The sequence below is a fragment of the Paraburkholderia podalyriae genome, from assembly GCF_014397785.1.
GTDB lineage: Bacteria > Pseudomonadota > Gammaproteobacteria > Burkholderiales > Burkholderiaceae > Paraburkholderia > Paraburkholderia podalyriae.
On record NZ_VZQQ01000036.1, the window covers coordinates 42,303 to 59,846 of the forward strand.

The 17,544-nt window shown below is 66.9% G+C and carries 14 protein-coding genes; 8 read left to right on the top strand and 6 right to left on the bottom strand.

Translation table 11 applies throughout. The features are described 5' to 3' along the window. The first annotated feature begins 38 nt into the window (after positions 1 to 38). Positions 39 to 383 (top strand): zinc ribbon domain-containing protein YjdM, encoded by a 345-nt coding sequence (locus F6X42_RS29610; RefSeq protein ID WP_187637591.1) that lies wholly within the window; start codon positions 39 to 41, stop codon positions 381 to 383. Between the two features lie 253 nt (positions 384 to 636). Here the strand turns inward: F6X42_RS29610 and F6X42_RS29615 are convergent, their stop codons facing one another. Further along, a complete protein-coding gene (locus tag F6X42_RS29615; RefSeq protein ID WP_187637592.1) occupies positions 637 to 1,542 on the bottom strand; it encodes an NmrA family NAD(P)-binding protein in 906 nt (301 codons plus the stop codon). 237 nt (positions 1,543 to 1,779) lie between these two features. On the opposite strand from F6X42_RS29615, the gene F6X42_RS29620 reads away from it, so the two are divergent. Then, positions 1,780 to 2,691, top strand: a complete 912-nt coding sequence (locus F6X42_RS29620; protein ID WP_187637593.1) for an AraC family transcriptional regulator — start codon at positions 1,780 to 1,782, stop codon at positions 2,689 to 2,691. A gap of 33 nt (positions 2,692 to 2,724) precedes the next feature. On the opposite strand, the gene F6X42_RS29625 is transcribed toward F6X42_RS29620, so the two are convergent. The 3 genes from F6X42_RS29625 to F6X42_RS29635 all read right to left on the bottom strand — a co-directional run bounded on the left by F6X42_RS29625 (position 2,725) and on the right by F6X42_RS29635 (position 5,004). After that, complete coding sequence (locus tag F6X42_RS29625; protein WP_187637594.1) at positions 2,725 to 3,588, bottom strand: anti-sigma factor family protein; 864 nt, start codon at positions 3,586 to 3,588, stop codon at positions 2,725 to 2,727. Next, positions 3,585 to 4,103, bottom strand: coding sequence for an RNA polymerase sigma factor (locus tag F6X42_RS29630; RefSeq protein ID WP_187637595.1), 519 nt, complete (start codon positions 4,101 to 4,103; stop codon positions 3,585 to 3,587). The genes F6X42_RS29625 and F6X42_RS29630 overlap by 4 nt, the downstream gene beginning before the upstream one ends. Before the next feature lie 172 nt (positions 4,104 to 4,275). Next, positions 4,276 to 5,004, bottom strand: coding sequence for an anti-sigma factor family protein (locus F6X42_RS29635; protein ID WP_187637596.1), 729 nt, complete (start codon positions 5,002 to 5,004; stop codon positions 4,276 to 4,278). A gap of 166 nt (positions 5,005 to 5,170) precedes the next feature. Here F6X42_RS29635 and F6X42_RS29640 point away from each other — a divergent pair, with 166 nt between their 5' ends. From F6X42_RS29640 to F6X42_RS29665, 6 genes are all read left to right on the top strand, one after another. Beyond that, positions 5,171 to 5,443: a DUF4148 domain-containing protein gene (locus F6X42_RS29640; protein ID WP_187637597.1), complete on the top strand. Its 273-nt coding sequence runs from the start codon at positions 5,171 to 5,173 to the stop codon at positions 5,441 to 5,443. Between the two features lie 245 nt (positions 5,444 to 5,688). Further along, a complete protein-coding gene (locus F6X42_RS29645; RefSeq protein ID WP_187637598.1) occupies positions 5,689 to 9,189 on the top strand; it encodes a DEAD/DEAH box helicase in 3,501 nt (1,166 codons plus the stop codon). 928 nt (positions 9,190 to 10,117) lie between these two features. Next, positions 10,118 to 10,858: a response regulator transcription factor gene (locus F6X42_RS29650; protein ID WP_187637599.1), complete on the top strand. Its 741-nt coding sequence runs from the start codon at positions 10,118 to 10,120 to the stop codon at positions 10,856 to 10,858. After that, entirely contained in the window at positions 10,855 to 12,306 is a 1,452-nt protein-coding gene (locus F6X42_RS29655; RefSeq protein ID WP_187637600.1) for a FecR family protein, read from the top strand. Before F6X42_RS29650 ends, F6X42_RS29655 begins: the two co-directional genes overlap by 4 nt. 66 nt (positions 12,307 to 12,372) lie before the next feature. After that, positions 12,373 to 14,856, top strand: coding sequence for a CHASE2 domain-containing protein (locus tag F6X42_RS29660; protein WP_187637601.1), 2,484 nt, complete (start codon positions 12,373 to 12,375; stop codon positions 14,854 to 14,856). 41 nt (positions 14,857 to 14,897) lie between these two features. Continuing rightward, positions 14,898 to 15,512 carry a DUF4136 domain-containing protein gene (locus tag F6X42_RS29665; RefSeq protein ID WP_187637602.1) on the top strand — a complete coding sequence of 205 codons (615 nt, stop codon included), beginning with the start codon at positions 14,898 to 14,900 and terminating at the stop codon, positions 15,510 to 15,512. A gap of 35 nt (positions 15,513 to 15,547) precedes the next feature. Here the strand turns inward: F6X42_RS29665 and bluB are convergent, their stop codons facing one another. Together bluB and F6X42_RS29675 are read right to left on the bottom strand one after the other, a co-directional pair. Next, positions 15,548 to 16,207, bottom strand: coding sequence for a 5,6-dimethylbenzimidazole synthase (gene bluB / locus F6X42_RS29670; protein WP_187637603.1), 660 nt, complete (start codon positions 16,205 to 16,207; stop codon positions 15,548 to 15,550). After that, positions 16,191 to 17,543, bottom strand: a complete 1,353-nt coding sequence (locus F6X42_RS29675; RefSeq protein WP_187637604.1) for a cobyrinic acid a,c-diamide synthase CobB — start codon at positions 17,541 to 17,543, stop codon at positions 16,191 to 16,193. Before F6X42_RS29675 ends, bluB begins: the two co-directional genes overlap by 17 nt. Position 17,544 lies beyond the last annotated feature (1 nt).

A 17,544-nucleotide genomic window follows, 5' to 3' on the forward strand; every position in this document is an offset into this window, starting at 1 on the left:
AGGCGGCAAACGCCAATGCCTGGCACCAGGAATGACACATGAGCGCATTACCTCCCTGCCCGAAATGCAATTCCGAGTTCGTCTACCAGGACGGGAACGTCTACATCTGCCCCGAGTGCTCGCACGAATGGGCTGCGGATGCAACGGCCGATCCGGCTGAAACGGCCGGCAAGGTGTATCGCGATTCGGCCGGGAATATCCTGCAGGACGGCGACACGGTCACGGTCATCAAGGATCTGAAGCTGAAGGGCTCCGGCGGTGTGATCAAGATGGGCACGAAGGTAAAGAACATCCGTCTCGTCGATAGCGATCACGATATCGATTGCAAGATCGATGGCTTTGGCGCGATGAGTCTGAAGTCTGAATTCGTCAGGAAGGCGTGACGAAGCGTGCGCCTTAGGGGCGCATTTCCCGCGCGCGCCCCATGATTGAGAAACTAGAACACACCGAAATCGTCGTTGCTGTCGGGAACCGCAGCGAGCAGGTTTGCAAGCGCGCGCCAGCCGATCAGGCTCGATAGCGATATCGCTGCGCGTAGCCAGTGCTCGGCGCGTGAGCCTGGGTTCGTCGGCGGTGCAGGCGTTACGCAGCGCATCCGTCGCATTGCGGTTTTCGTTGATCGGACCTCCATGCGGCTCACCGCGCCGCCGTCTCGGCACCGGCCACGCGCGGTAGCAGCGCCCCCAACACCTGTTTCAACGTCGTGGCGCCGAAGCGTCGCTCGCTGATGCCCGCCTCGACGTCGATGCGGCCCGCGTTGTGCGCGTCGTACAGATCGACGATCAGTTGCGCGTGCCGCTCGCCAAGCCCGGCGCCGCGCAGCATCGCGCTCCATTGGTCGCGCGGCACCTGGCGAGCGACGACCGGCCGCCCCGACAGTTCCGCCAAGGCGCGCGCAACGTCGAGCACGCTCACCCGCTCTTTCCCTTCGATACTGACCACCCGCGGCGTCGCGCGCGCAGGTCCGCCATCGAGCAGCAACTGCGCGGCGAGGTCGCCGACGTCCTGCGCGGCGACGGTCGGAAACAGCTTGTCGAGCGGATCGTGCAGACTCGGCAGTACGCCCCGGCCGAGCGCGACCGGCAGCACGCGTGCCCAGTTCTGCATGTGCTCGGCGGCGCGCAGCAAGGTCAGCGGCGAAGCGACGGTGCGCAACTGCGTTTCGAGGTAGTGGAACAGCGTCGTGATGCCGGTGCCGCCCACGTGCTCGGCGCCGTAGTCGGATAGCGCGAGGAGCCGCGGCGGCGCGGCCGCGCGGAACGCGGCGACGCCCGTGTCGATGATGTGCTGCATCGCCGCCGCCGGATCGTCATGCTCGCGCGGCACCGGACAGAGCCATTGCACCGCGTGCGCGCCGTCGATGGCGCGCACGACCGACCTCGCGTCGTTCAGGTCGGCGAGCGCGATCTCGCAACCGATGGCCGCGAGCGTTTCGGCTTGCGCTGCGTCGCGCACCACCGCGCGTACTTCGTGGCCCGCGCGACGCAAGGCGGCGGCGCTCGCATGTCCCACATGACCCGAAGCTCCGAATATGACGAACACGTTGTGCTCCTTTGAGGATCGCGTTGGATTGATGGTAGGGACGTCGCGCTCGCCGCGCGCTCAGATATGGATTTTTTTGCGCAGATAGGGATGATTTTTTGCAGCCACGCTCCGGCAGTCGCGCGAATCGCGTCGGCCGCCCGCGAGCTACGAAATTCCGTCACGCCGGCGAAGCCGCCAAAAACACCGCACAATGCAGGCATCTCGCCGTCATTCAGGACACTCAGGAGACCCGCGATGAACGCCGTCACCCCGATTCGCGCGCCTGCGCCGCATAGCGGCTCGCGCGTCGCCGTACGCACGAGCAGGGCGCTCGGCTGGCAGGGCTTCGGTGCGGAGCTGGTCAACGTGTCGGCTGGTTTGCATCGGCTACCCGCGTTTCGCCATCACCGCGTGGGCGTGCATGTCGGCGCGCCGGTAACTGCACGCTGTCTGTGCGACGCGCGCCGCCTCACACGGATTCAGGCGCACGGCGATGCGGACGTGATCCCCGCGGGGCTCGAAGGTCAGTGGAACGATGATGCCGCCTGCACGATTTTCAGCATCTGGTTTGCCGAGGACTTCGCGCGACGAACCGTCGAACAACTCGCGCTGAAATCGGCCGACGCGCAGTTGCGCCCGCGCTTTCAGATGCGCGATCCGCGCTTTCAGCATCTCGCGTGGGCATTGCGCGCGGAGCTCGAAGCGGACGACGCGTCCGATCCGCTCTACGCCGAAAGTCTGTGTACGGCGATGCTGGTGCGTCTGATCGGTGCCGAGCCCGTGTCCGGCAAGCGGCGGCGCACGCTCGCGCCGCGCACGGCCGCGCGCGTGATCGAGTTTATCGACGCGCATCTCGATCAGCGTCTGACGCTCGACGAGCTCGCCGCTCACGCGCAACTGAGCGTGCCGCATTTCAAGGCGCTGTTTCGCGACACGCTCGGCGTGCCCGCGCATCAGTACGTGATACAGCGCAGGGTGGAGCGCGCACGAACACTGCTGCTGCAAGGACGCCTCAGCGCAAGCCAGATCGCGCTCGATACCGGCTTCTCGCATCAGAGCCATATGGCGCAGTGGATGTCGCGTCTGCTGGGCGTGACGCCGCGTGAAGTGCGCGGCACCGCGCGCGATGACGCGGCGATGTCGGAGCAGCACAACCCACTACGTTGATGCGCGAACCGCGTGGCGCGGCACGCCTGCGCTTCAACCAGGCGCCGCCCCCGTCAACTGCGCATAGACATCATGCGCGAGCTGCAACAGCTCGTTGCGATCGATTCCACCCGACACCGCATAGCCGAAATCGCCGTCGACCCAATAGAACACGTTGACGGGCCCCGCCTGATACAGCCTGAACGCCGTCGTATTCGCGTTCTCGCGACGATGCGAGATGCACAGCGTGACGCGCTCGCCGTTCGGTCCGCGATACATGAACTGCGCGGTCGGGCCGTCGTCACCGGGCAGCAGGCGGCCGCCCGACAGCATGAAACCGCTCTTCGACAGCATCGGCGGGTGAACTTGCGTGCCGAGCCGGTTCGCGAGCCATTGCACGAAGTCCTGTTCGTGATCGGCGTTCATGTCGCTCGGCCGATCGATCGCCGGCATGTAGACGACATGCGCGAGCGCCGCCTGGCGCGCGAAACCTTCGGCGCTGTCCGCGCTGACCGCACGATTTCCCGTTTGAGTTTCGGCAACCGTGCCGGGTGGATCGATCGCAACGGGTGGGATCAGAACGTTGCGGTGCATGCCGATGCCCACGCCGAGCACGAGCGCCGCGGCCATACCGGCGAACTGCGCGGCGAACTGCGCGGCAAACCGCGGCCAGTTCGCGGCCAGTCGCGCGCGACGCGGCGCGCTCGTCAGAAGACGCTTCGGCACGGGCTCGCTAAGCACGCGGTCGTAGCGCTCGTGAAGCAGACCGTTGAGCGAAAAATAATCGCTGACGCGCGAGGCCAGCTCCGGATTCTGTTCGACCGCGCGCTCCACCTCGTCACGCCGCTCGCCGGACAGCGTGCCGTCCACGTACGCGTGCAGGTCTTCTTCGCCGATTGGCATTTGCGGCTCGCTCATCGCACCACCTGTAATTTCGCACCGGGCTGGGCGCCCGCCATCAAAGCCCGCAGCCGTTCGCGTCCGCGCGACAGCCGCGACATCACCGTGCCGATCGGAATGTTCAGCGCGAGCGCGACATCGGCATAACTCATCTCCTCGAGACCGACCAGCAGCACCACCTCGCGCTGCTCGACCGGCAGCCGCTGCAGCGCGTAATCGAGGTCGCGCATTTCGAGCGATCGCGTCTGGCCCGACGGCACCGCGAGCTCGCTTTCGGCGATGCTGTCGTCGTCGACCGCAAGGTGGACCGCGCGCGCCGATGCCTTGCGCGCCTGATTCGCGAACACGTTGTGCATGATCGTGAAGAGCCACGCGCGCAGATCGGTGCCCGGCTGGAACAGACGGGTGCGGCCGAGCGCGCGTTCGAGCGTGTCCTGCACGAGGTCGTCGGCGAGCTCGCGATTGTTGATCAGCGCCCGCGCATAGCGCCGCAGACGCGGCACATGCTCCATCAGCTCGTCACGAACATCCATGGTTGATCCGGTCAGGGGCCGTTGGGGGTGGCATCGGCTTCACTTGCATCGGCTTCACTTGCGTCGGCATCGATTCGCGTCGGGCCGGGCGCGGAGGCTTCCGTCGCACAATGCGTTCGAACTGCAAACACCTGTCAACGGATTTTATTCCGCGGGGCGGCGCGCACCGGCGTCAGCGCGCGCTCATCACATCGGCGGCACGCATCAGGCCGTGAGTGCGCGCATTGCCCGCGACGACGAAGCGCTGCCGCCGCGCGCTCCACGTCAACAGCCGCAGTTCGCCGATGCGGTGCGCGGCCCACTGCGGCTCCTCGCGCGCAAACGGCGCCGCCGCCGACAGCACCACCACGGGCTGCTGATCGCCGTTCAGATAGACGAGCTCGTTCGCGCGCTGCCATGGCCCGAGCCGCAGCACGCGTTGCTCGACGAGGCGCAGGCCGATCGCGCCGAGATCCGGTGCGACAGGATCGACGCGCGTCGGCGATGCTGGGGAAAAGGGCTGCGCGGTGGCTTCGGCGAGCGCCATCACGGCGGCGTTATCGAGCGCTTGCGCGGAGACCTGAGTCGCCGCGAGCCAGCCGCTGACGGCGATCAGCAACAGTGCGAGCGTGACCAGCGCGGCCAGCGTTCGGCGCCCGCGACCGGCCGGTCGCGCGCGCCTGCGCAAGCGGCGCGATGCGCCAACGTGGTGGCCATGCTCGGGCTCCTCGGTGGTCTGAAACGTGGCCTGGATCTGTGCGTTGAGCCGATCATAAAAGGCCACACGCCGCGCTTCCGCCGGATGCTTGCTGAGATAGTCGCGCAGCGACGCGGCAAGCTCGGGCGTCAGCGTGCCGTCGGCATACGCCTGGATGTCGTCTTCGGAGGGCCGAGCGCCGCGGGGGTGGTGGGTCGAGGTCATGATCATGCGCGATTTTGATTGCGGCTATCAGAAGGCAAACACGGGCCGGTGCGCATTTATTCCCCGGGTTAGCCATGTTTTCTTCACACCGTGAATCGAGGAATAAACGCCGCCGACCCGTGGTTCTCCGTGGTGCGAACCCGCACAACTGTCTCAGGAGTCGATCATGAAAAAGCTTTCGTTTGTCGCTTTGTCGTTCGTCGTTCTCGCCGCTTCGTCTAGCGCGTTTGCGCAGGGCAAGACACGTGCTGAGGTGTACCAGGAACTGATCGAGGCGCAGCAGAATGGTCTCGACTACATCACCGACGCGTCGTACCCCGATGTCAGTCCCGTCTTCGCACGCCAGGTCGAGCAGCGCAAGCAGGCGCTCGCCGCGCAAGCGGCGGTCGCCGCGAGCCACGTCGCGAACTCGGGCGCGCCGGCTGTCGGCACCCATTAAAGCCGCAAGGGCCACCGGCGCGCGCATGGGTTTGAACGGGTGCGCCGGTGCCGGATGGCAGGACCATTCCTAAACCTCCAGATCGCCCGCCCCAGCGATTTTCGTCCAACGCGTAAAATGGCCGGTTATCACTGGCAAGTCGCAGCTGGACAGAATCGGCCGGGCGTCGCGAGCAAGCATCGCGCGGCGCCCGGTCATGGCCCGCCCGCGCTTGCCTTCGCCGGTTTGAACAGGAATGCACGCGGATGTCGTCAGTTTTCTTCGATCGGGAACGCATTGCGGAATGGCTCGGTGAGCGGACCGTCGCCAAGGCGCGCTCGGTGGGCGCGGTCAGCAATGTCAAATGGCATGGCGAGATGCTGTCGGGCGACGTGCAGGGCTCGCAGCCGCAGCCGTACCGGACGCGGGTGCGCTTTCGTACCGATGGCGGGTCGCCGTGGGCCGTGGGCGAATGCTCGTGCCCGGTCGGCCGCAATTGCAAGCACGTTGCGGCGCTGCTGCTCGCGGAACTCGATTACCACGACGAAATGGATCACATCACGCAGGTCGAGGACGACAGCGACCCAGCCGCGTCGGAGGTGTTCATCGCACGACGGATTACGATCCCGGGCGTGCCGCCGGTGCCATCGCCGTCTTCATCTCCATCTCCCGGCGTGCGACCGGAACTGGTCAGCTGGCTCGAGCGTTTTCGCGCGCGCGCCCGCGCGGCCGACGCCGCCGCCGAAAAAGATGCCGCCCGCAAGACGCCCGCCGCGCGCAAGGAAACGCTCGCGTATCTGCTCAACTGGTCGCGTTTCCGTATGCATCACGAGGTCGTGCTGCATCGCGCGCGCTGCGACGCGGACGGCGTGATCATCGAAGTCGGCGACAGTTGGGGCGACGTCGAAGGCGCGCTGCTCAGGCAGCCGCGCTTCGTGTCCGACGAAGACCTGTCGATCCTGCGCGGCCTGTGGCTCGGCCGCTCGCGCGAGGATCTCGGCCAGTTCGTGCTGCGTGGCACGAGTGGCGCGGAAACGCTGCAAAAGCTGATCGCGACCGGGCGCCTGTTCTTCGACTTCAGGACCGCGTCGGGCCAGGCCGGACCGACGCCGCTCGCGCGCGCCGCCGACCGCCCCGGGCGCATCGAGTGGGAGCCGCTCGCCGACGAGCGCCTGCGTCCGGTGCTGCGCACCGAACCGCGCGCGAGCATGGTGCTGCCGACCGAGCCGGTCTGGTACGTAGACGGCGTCGCCAACGAAGCGGGCGTCGTGCCACTGTCGCTGCCGTTCCAGCAACTGCCCGACTACCTCGCGATGCCGCCGATCTCGCTCGCCGAGGCGCCGCTGGTCGCGTCGGTGTTGCGCGAGATCGCGCCCGAGCTGCCGCTGCCGCCGACCCACGACGCGCCCGCGATCCGTGTGATCGACGTAGAGCCGGTGCCCGTGCTGGCGCTGAACAGCCACGTGCCGCCGGGCACGGCGAAGGGGATGAAAGCGGCGAAGACCGCGAAGGCGGCGGAGCGCAACGCCGCCGCAGTCGAACTGGCCGCCGCGAGCTTCGACTACGACGGCGTCAGCATCAACGCCGACAGCAACGTGACGCTGGTGCCGCTGCCGGGCGGCGACGTGATCCACATCCGCCGGCGCTACGACGCGGAGAAAAAGCGTCTGCTGGAATTGCGCAAGACCGGTCTGCAAAAGGTGCCGACGCGCAACCTGCACGCGTCGCGCCTGTTGCCCGACACGATGCTCGGTCTGCCCGACAGCGACGCGTGGTCCGGGTTCGTCAGCGACGCGGTGCCGGATCTGGTCGCGAAGGGCTGGCGCGTGACGATGGCGCCGGAGTTCCGCTACAACGTGATCGAGATCGACGCGATCGACGGCACCGCGCAGCAAGCCGGCGACGGCTGGTTCGACCTGGAGATGGGCATCCGCGTCGGCGAGCGCAACGTGCGGCTCGAGCCGCTGCTGGCCGATCTGTTCCGGCGCGACCGGCGCTGGCTGTCGGGCGCGCTGGAGAGCATCCGCGACGACGAGCCGATCGAACTGAAGACCGAGGAGAACAAGCGCCTGCGGCTGCGCGCCGATCGTCTGAAGCCGGTGGTGCGTGTGCTGGTCGATCTGTTCGATTCGCTCGGCGGCGCGCTTGCCGAAGGCGCGCCGCTGCGCGTGCCCGCGGTCGATGCCGGCCGCCTCGATGCGCTGCACGACACCGGCCGCTGGCAGTTCAGCGGAGACGACTCGATCCGCGAGCTGGCGCGGCGTCTGCAAGCCGGCCCTGGCCTGCGCGAAGTGCCGGTGCCGCGCGGTCTGAAGGCGGAGCTGCGCACGTATCAGCACCAGGGCCTGAACTGGATGCAGTTCCTGCGCGAACAGGATCTGGCCGGCGTGCTCGCGGACGATATGGGGCTCGGCAAAACCGTGCAGACGCTCGCGCACATTCTCGCGGAGAAAGAAGCGGGGCGGCTCGCGCATCCCGCGCTGATCGTCGTGCCGACCACGCTCGTGCACAACTGGCGCGAGGAGGCGCGCCGCTTCGCACCGGCATTGAAAGTGCTGGTGCTGAACGGGCCGCAGCGCAAGGAGCGCTTCGAGCTGATCGGCGAACATGAACTGATTCTGACCACTTACGCGCTGCTGTGGCGCGATCAGAAGGTGCTCGCCGAGCACGACTACCATCTGCTGATTCTCGACGAAGCGCAGTACGTGAAGAACGCGACCACCAAGGCCGCGCAGGCGATTCGCGGGTTGCGCGCGCGGCATCGGCTGTGTCTGACGGGCACGCCACTCGAGAATCATCTCGGCGAGCTGTGGTCGCAGTTCGATTTTCTGCTGCCGGGCTTTCTCGGCAGCCAGAAGGACTTCACGCGACGCTGGCGCAACCCGATCGAAAAGAATGGCGACGACGTGCGCCGCGCGTTGCTCGCGCGCCGCATTCGGCCGTTCATGCTGCGCCGTCGCAAGGACGAGGTCGCGAAGGAGCTGCCGCCGAAGACGACGATCGTATGTCCGGTCGATCTCGAAGGCGCGCAGCGCGACCTGTACGAAACCGTGCGCACGGCGATGCAGCAGAAGGTGCGCGCGGCGGTTAGCGCGCAGGGGCTCGCGCGCAGCCACATCATCGTGCTCGACGCGTTGCTGAAGCTGCGTCAGGTGTGCTGCGATCCGCGACTCGTGCGCATCGCGAGTGGTATCACGGACGGCGCGGCCCCGAATGGCGGCGAACGCGCGATGCGCTCGGCCAAGCTCGATCTGCTGCTGTCGATGCTGCCCGAACTGATCGAGGAAGGACGCCGCGTGCTGCTGTTCTCGCAGTTCACCGGCATGCTCGCGCTGATCGCCGAGGCGCTCGACGAGGCCGCGATTCCCTATGCGATGCTGACCGGCGACACGGCCGATCGCGTGACGCCGGTCGAGCGGTTCCAGCAGGGCGAGGTGCCGCTGTTCCTGATCAGCCTGAAGGCGGGCGGCGTGGGGTTGAACCTGACCGCCGCCGACACGGTGATCCACTACGACCCGTGGTGGAATCCGGCCGCAGAGAATCAGGCGACCGACCGCGCGCATCGGCTGGGACAGGACAAGCCGGTATTCGTGTACAAGCTGATCGCGGCCGGCAGCATCGAGGAAAAGATCGTCGAGCTGCAGGAGCATAAGGCGGGGCTCGCGGACAGCATTCTCGCGGAAGACGCGGCCGGCGCCGCGAAGTTTTCGGACGACGACCTCGACGCGCTGTTCGCGCCGATGCCGGAGATCGAAGGCGCCCGCTGACCGCGCGAGCCGGCGACGCAACGAGGCTGCCGGGCATTCTGACGCGCGGCCCCAACACCAAAGGGGGCCAGACTGTAACAAAACGTCTGGGTTGTAAATCCCGCTTCGCGTGGCTTCAATTCATACCAATTTTCGACCTCGCGCCGTGCGGGGCTTGCGAACCGGGGGCTGCGGGCGGCGCGTAATAACTACTTTGGCGGCGGTTACAAAGGCAGTTCTTTCATCTTGAGGACGACTTTCGGCCGGGCTAACGTGACGTTACTCGTGCGGTTAGACCCCGGCGAGCGTGTGTAGTGTTTATCGGCGGCGTTGCTTCGACAGGGGCGGCGCCGCATTTTTTTTGCCCGCGATCTGTCGCTGGACGTCGTTTTCAGTCTCGTGCTCGACCCTGGCCGATTGCCTCGAATGGCAACTGATCTGCGGCGAAATCTAACAATGTTTAAACGATTTCTTTTGAGATTATTCTTATACTGACCTCGCAATTGTTAAATAAGGGTACGTCGAAGGAATCTTAAAGCGGATAAGCGTACGTGGCCAAAAGGCGCTCCAGTAAGGATTGGCCATCTTCAGTGTGACTTCCCCGCGAGCGCCGGCCAGTGCTGGCGGACCAGAAGAACCTGGAAAGCGCGTCAACCGTTTTTCAATCAGGGTTTTTCGCGACGGATTGCCGGTATGTGGCAAGCGGGAAGACAGGGGTTTTCGATTATCATGATCTGCCCTGCATAATTCGCTATGACAATTCATATATGCGCTCATTTCGATTTCGCGAAAGCAGCGTCATGGCGAGGGGTACGGCGAGGGACCATTAGTCAAAAAGTTGCAGCCGGAGTTTTTTTGGAAGCCGGATCGGCGGCGCGGTGCCGTCATCCCGGTCGTCAGCCGGTTTACCGGTGTCAGCCATGAAGGCACGGTTGCGTTGTGGGGTTTTATGAGAATTGCAGTCCTCGATGATGATTCGGCGCAGGCCGATCTGGTGTGTCAAACGCTGTCCGCCGCTGGACACGTTTGTCACGCGTATGGCGCAGGGCGCGAACTCGTGCGCCAGTTGCGCCGCCAGACGTTCGATCTGCTCGTGCTCGACTGGAACGTTCCCGACATGTCCGGCGAAGAAGTGCTGCGCTGGGTGCGCGAAAGCCTGTCCGGGCGCCTGCCGGTGCTGTTCATGACGAGCCGCGGCCGCGAAACGGACATCACTTCGATTCTGAATACCGGTGCGGACGACTATCTGGTCAAGCCCGTGTCGGCCGCGGTGTTGCTCGCGCGAGTCGGCTCGCTGCTGCGCCGCGCCTATTACCTGAAGCCGCCGGCGACCAGGGAAGTGTTCGGCGACTTCGAGTTCGACCTCAGCGCCAAGCACGTCGTCGTGCGCGGCACGCCGGTCTCCGTCACGCAGAAAGAGTTCGATCTCGCGCTGCTGCTGTTCCAGCATATGAGCCGGCCGCTGTCGCGCGCACACATTCTCGACGTGATCTGGAAGCAGGCCACGGACATCCCGTCGCGCACGATGGACACCCACGTGTCGATGTTGCGCAGCAAGCTCGGTCTGCGCCCGGAGCACGGTTATCGGCTGACGCCGATCTACGGCTATGGTTACCGCCTCGAGCGGATGGAAACCGATACGCCGCCGGCCGACGACGACGAACCTACAGAAGAAGCGGGTGGGGCGTGACGACCTGCGTGGACGCAGCGGCGTCGAGCAGCGCCGCCGTACCCGGCCGTCGTGCGTCTGCGTGGCTTGCAGTGGCCTGTCTGATTGCAACGGGCGCGACCGGGTGGGGCGCGCTCGCGCACGCGCAGCCCGCGCGTGGCAAGGCCGGAACCAAGGCGCTGGCGGTTTACGTTTCGTATACGACGCACGAAGGTGACACGCTATACGACATCGCCGCTCGCTATATGGCCGACCCGACCGACTGGGCGCTGTTGAGCAGCGTCAATCACGTGCCCGCGCCGCGCCGCATGCCGGCCGGCATCGTGCTGCGTCTGCCGTCCCAACGGCTGCGCCAGGAGCGGGAGACGGCTCGCGTGGTCGCAACCCGCGGTCCGGTCGAGCACGCGTTCGACTCGACTCCTTATCTGCCGCTGAAGACCGGTCAAACGCTTGGCGAAGGCGATCGCTTGCGTACCGGCGCCAACGGGTTCGCGACGCTGGAGCTGCCCGACGGCTCGTACGTGACGGTCGCGCAGAACGGCGAACTCAATATCGACAAACTGCGGCACGTTACGCTGACCGGCGCGGCCGATCGCATCTTCGACCTGCGCGCCGGCGAAGTCGAGAGCCAGGTCACGCATGCGACGAGACGCGACGATCGCTTCCAGATCCGTTCGCCGTCGGTCGTCGCGGGGGTGCGCGGCACGCGTTTCCGGGTCGATTACGACGGCGGCATGCAGACCACCGCGGTGGCCGTGCTCGACGGCGCGGTCGGCGTCGATCCGGCCACGCAGCATGGCAGAAGCGCCGCGCCGGCGCCGGGCATGCCGTTGCAGGCGTCCGGGCAACTGGTCAACGCGAGCTTCGGCAACGTCACCAACTCGGGCGGCGCGGTCGGCAGTCCGGTCCAGCTGTTGCCGGCCCCCTCGCTCGCGCAGCCGGCGCGCGTGCAGGACGGCAAGACCGTCGCGTTCGACGTCAACCCGGCCGAGCACGCGCTCGGCTATCGGCTGCAGATTTCGCACGACGCCGATCAGCTCGATCTGGTCCGAGACCTGCGCGTGAACGCGCCGCACGCCGACTTCGGCGATCTGCCAGACGGCACCTATTTCGTGCGCGTCGCATCGACCGATAGCAACGGCCTCGACGGCCTGCCGAACGTGTACGCGTTCGAGCGCCGCCAGCTGGGGCTGGACGCTTCGGCCGCGCAGCGTGCGAATAGCCGCGACTACGAGTTCCGCTGGTTCGTCAGCCACAGCGTCGTGCCGACGCGTTTCCGCTTCGTGCTCGCGAAGACCGCCGATCTTGGCCATCCGGTGATCGATCGCACCGATCTGCCGGACGGCGAACTCGTGGTCAGCGATCTGCCGCCGGGCGTCTACTACTGGACGATCGTCGCCGAGCAGTTCGACAACGGCCGCTTCTACGAAAAGAGCAGCCCGGTCCGCTCCTTTACGCTGGCGCGCTGACGCTGGTAGATTCTCGGGGCCGGCCTGCTGGCCGGTCCGTCCTCTCTTTCCCGACTCCATCGCCTCGTGCCCGCCACTTCTACGCGACTGAGCCTCGATCCGCGCGCCCGTTTCGGACGGCGTGCCGGCCGGCGCTTTCTGATCGAGTGGGTGAGCGTTGGCTGTCTCGGCCTCGTGGTGATTCTGCTGACGTCGTTCGGGCGCGTCGGCGCAGGCATCGATCGGCTGGTGTACGACCAGTTTCTGAAGCTGCGCGCGCAGCCGCTGCTGTCCGACATCGTCGTCGTGGAGATCGACAACGCGAGCATCGACGAGCTGGGCCGTTGGCCGTGGCCGCGCGGCGTGCATGCGCGGCTGCTCGAGCAGATCGCCGCGGCCCGACCCGCCGCGGTGATCTACGACGTGCTGTTCACCGAGCCCCACGCCGACGACTCCCGGCTCGCCCATGCAATCGCTCTGAGCCCGACCTATTTGCCCCTGCTGCTGACGCCGCCCAATGCGAGCGGCGCCCGCACCGTCGAGGAACCCGTCGCGCCGCTCGCGCAGGCGGCGGCCAGACTCGGTCACATCAATTTTGAGGTGGACAGCGACGGCATTGCGCGCAGCGTCGCGCGCTTCGAGGGCGACGACGGCTCGCGCTGGCCGCAGTTGACGGTGCCCGTCGCCGACGCGGTGGAACGCGGCAAACTGCATCTGCGCGGCGGGTTGCCGCCGCGCCGCACGAACGAACCCGCGCGCGGCAGCAACGACGGCGGCGAAGACCGTTTCCTGATTCCGTTCGGGCCGAATGCCGGGAACTACGCGAAGCTCAGTTTCGCCGACGTGCTCGCCGGCAAGGTGCCGGCCGACCGGCTGCGCGGGCGCATCGTCGTGATCGGCGTGACGGCGGCGGGTCTGTACGACCGCTTCGCGACGCCGGTGTCGGGCGAGCTGGGTCCGCTGCCCGGTGTCTACATCCATGCGAACGTGCTCGACACGCTGCTGACCGGCCGCGAGATCCAACCGGTCGGGCTATGGGTCGTGTTCGCGGCCGCGCTCGGGCCGCTCGCCGCGCTGCTCGCCGGCTTCCTCGTGCTGTCGCCGCGCCGCTCGCTATTGCTGACCGGCGCGCTGGTGCTGCTCGCGGTGGCCGGCAGCGCGCTGCTGCTCTACGGCGGCAGGCTGTGGGTATCGCCGGTGCCGGCCATTCTCGGGGTCGTGATCGTCTATCCGATCTGGAATTGGCGACGCCTCGAAATGACGATGGCGTATCTGCGCGGCGAACTGCAACGTCTCGCCGACGAGCCGCATCTGCTGCCCGAAACGCCGAAGCGCCGACGCGAGTTCGGCGGCGACGTGCTCGCGCAACACATGGCGCTGATGGCTCAGGCCGCGCAACGGGTGCAGGACATGACGCGCTTCGTGTGGGACAGCCTGGATAGCGTACCGGAGCCGATTCTCGTCAGCGATGTGGACGGCATGGTGCTGATCGCGAACCACGCGGCGAAAGCGCATTTCGCGCGGCTCGGCGCGCCGATGCCCGAGGGCCGGCCGATGCAGAGCGTGCTCGGCGGCCTCACGCTCGTCAAGACGATCGATGCGGGGGCGGCCTCTGACAGCGGGCGCAATCTGTACGCGCACGCGCACTGGCCGGCGCTGCTGGATCCGACGCGCGGCGAGTTCGCCGCGCTGATGGCGCAGGGCGTCGAGGTGCGCGACGCGAACGAGCGCGACCATCTGCTGCGCTATGCGACCTGCACCAACGCGCAGCGCGAGACGACCGGTTGGATCGCCGGTCTCGTCGACGTGTCGGCGCTGCATGTGGCCGAGCGTCAGCGGGAAGATGCGCTGCGGCTGCTGTCGCACGACATGCGCTCGCCGCAGGCATCGATCATCGCGCTGGTCGAGATCGAGCGCGCGCGGGCCGAGCCGGTGCTCGCGCGCAGCCTGCTCGAGCGCATTGAACGCTATGCGCAACGCGCGCTGACGCTCGCCGACGACTTCGTGCAACTGGCGCGCGCCGAATCGCAGGTCTATGTGCTCGAGCCGCTGAGCCTGACCGAACTCGTGATCGATGCGAGCGACGAAGTCTGGCCGCAGGCGCACGCGAAGCGCATCACGCTGCATACGGAAGCTCGCGACGACGCCGACGATCCCTGGATCTGCGCCGACCGCTCGCTGATGACACGCGCGCTCGTCAATATTCTGAACAACGCGGTCAAGTACAGTCCGCCCGACACGCGCATCGTGTGCAGCTTCGCGAGCCAACCGGCGGCAAAGCGCGCGGGCAGCGAGGCGCCGCGCGTGTCGTGTACGATCCGCGACCAGGGCTACGGCATCCCGAAGGACCAGCAGGCGGGATTGTTCGAGCGCTTCCACCGCTTTCACACGGCCGAGCGGCCGGAAGTGGGCGGCGCGGGACTCGGCATGGCGTTCATCAAAACCGTCGTCACGCGCCATGGGGGCAGTGTCGAGGTCGACAGTGCGGCGGGCGAGGGGACGGCCTTTACGATCTGGCTGCCCGCGCTCGACGACACGCCGCTCGACGAATTGAGCGCACCGCGCGCCTGAGCCGCGTTCGACGTATTCGATGTACTCGGGAGAAAGCAATAATGGCAAAGATCGCCCCCCTCTGTGCCGCGCTGGCCGCGGCGAGCCTCACCGCTTGCGCGGGTCTGAGCGCGGACGTGCACACCGTCTCCGCTAGCGGCGCCGATCGGAACGTTACGCTGCAGGGCGAGCAGACCTATTCGCTCGCGCGCACGCAGTCGCAGGACGACAGCGCCGGCCATCCGCAAGCCGAAAAGCTGCTGCGCGACGAGCTGGCGAAACACGGGTTCGTCGATACGGCGGGCAAGCCCGCGCATTATCTGCTGTCGATCGCGTATAGCACGCGGCCGGCGTCGATCGGTATCGGCGGCAAGGACTGCGTGGCTGCGGATTGCGGCGCGGGCAGCGACGGTCTGGGCGCGCTGCTGTTTGGGCGCGAGTATCAGCATGCGCTGACGCTGCGCTTTTTCGACTACGCGAGCGGCACCGAGCGCTACAAGGTCAGCGCGGTGTTCATGGATCGCGATGCGGACCCGCTGCATGCGTTGCCGTTGCTCGTCAAAACCGCGCTCGCGAAGCTGCCGTTCGACGCGCCGGACGACTGGCGCGTGAAGCTCAGTATCGACAAGACGAGCGGTGTGCCGAACGTCGAGGCGATGAAGCCGCTGCACCGCTAAAACGCAGCTTCGGATCGCCGGGGCCGTGCGTACCGTTATTCCTGCGCCGGCTCGTCGTGCCGCCAGCGGTTTTCGAACACGCAATCGGCGAGCGGTAGACGGCTAGCCCAGCGCTCCGTTTCCAGCATCGGCTCGCTATAGAACGCGTCGACGTGGCCGAGGCACAGAATCGCGACCGGCCGTGCACCTTCTGGCATGCCCAGCAACCGATGCACCGCGTCGACATCGAATAGCGACACCCATCCAAGCCCGAGTCCTTCCGCGCGCGCGGCGAGCCACATATTCTGGATCGCGCAGGCGACCGACGCGAGGTCCATCTCCGGCAGCGTGCGGCGGCCGAAGACGTGTCTCTCGCGCCCGTCCATCAACGCGACCACGAGCAGCTCCGCGCATTCGCGCATGCCTTCCACCTTCAACTTCATGAACTCGTCGCGGCGCTTGCCGAGCGCGTCGGCAGTGGCGAGCCGTTCGCGTTCGACGATGTCGCGCAAGCCCGTGCGCAGCGCCGCATCGGTGATGCGCACGATGCGCCAGGGCTGCATATAGCCGACGCTCGGCGCGTGATGCGCCGCGTCGAGCAGGCGCCGCAACACCGCCGGATCGACCGGATCGGGCACGAAGTGGCGCATGTCGCGGCGTTCGTATATCGCGCGATAGACCGCGTCGCGCTCGGGGTCGTCAAAAGGCTTCGCCATGAAAGAGAGCGGCCGTAAAAGCCGGGTTGGAGGGCCAGTAAGCGTGCATATAGGTCGCCACAATCGGACCCACGCGGAACACCGCTTCGCCGGGCGCATCGCTGTGCGCGCGCGTGGCGAAGCGCTGCGGCGCGAGCGGCGTCGCGAGCTTCGAGTAGTGGAATGTGTGGCCGGTCAGCGCGCCGTGGACGCCGTCGATCTGCTGCATGCCGAGCGACGTGAAGCGCGTTTGCATCGTCGCGTGACCGGGCAGCAGGCCGAGCATCGGCGCGCTCGTGCCCTGCGCGTCGGTCAGCGTGTCGAGCAGATAGAGCATGCCGCCGCATTCGGCGACCACCGGCTTGTCCGCCTCGACGTGCGCGCGGATCGATGCGGCGCTGTTCGCGTTGCCCGCCAGCGTCGCCATATGCAACTCGGGATAGCCGCCGGGCAGATAGAGCGCATGCGTGTCGGCGGGCAACGCTTCGTCGGCGAGTGGCGAAAAATAGCTGAGCCGCGCGCCGAGCGCTTCGAGCAGCGCGACGTTGGCCGGATAGATGAACGAGAACGCGGCGTCGTGCGCGATCGCGATGTGTTTGCCTTGCAGCAGACGCGGCAGCACCTCGGCGGAGGGCGCGCCGAAATCGACCGGCGGCGGCAGTTCGGCGAGCGCGGTCGACGAGAGCGTATCCGCCGCGCGATCGAGGCGCGCTTCGAGATCGTCGATTTCGTCGGCCTGGTGCAGGCCGAGGTGACGGTCGGGCAACGTGATCTGATCGCTCTCGGCGATGTGGCCGCACCAGCGCAAGCCGGGCGGCAGCGCTTCCTGCAGCATTTGCGCGTGCCGGGCGGAACCGACGCGATTCGCGAGCACGCCATGAAACGGCAGTTGTGGCCTGAAGCGCGCGAGGCCGAACGCGAGCGCGCCGAACGTTTGCGCCATCGCCTGCGCGGAAATCACCGCGAGCACCGGCACGCCGAAAGTGGTCGCGAGATCGGCGCTGCTCGGTGTGCCGTCGAACAGGCCCATCACGCCTTCGATCAGGATCAGGTCCGCTTGTTGCGCCGCCCGCGCGAGCAGGTTACGGCACGCGCTTTCGCCGACCATCCACAGATCGAGCGACAGCACCGGCGCGCCGCTCGCACGGGCAAGGATCATCGGGTCGAGAAAATCGGGCCCGGTCTTGAACACGTGCACGCGACGTCCGAGCCGTCGGTGATAGCGCGCGAGACCGGCGGTGATCGTGGTCTTGCCTTGTCCCGACGCGGGCGCGCTGATGAACAGCGCGGGACACGCCGCGGAGGAAGTCCCCTGGGGGGACGCCCCGGACGAAGTCGCCTTGGGGGAGCCGGCCAAC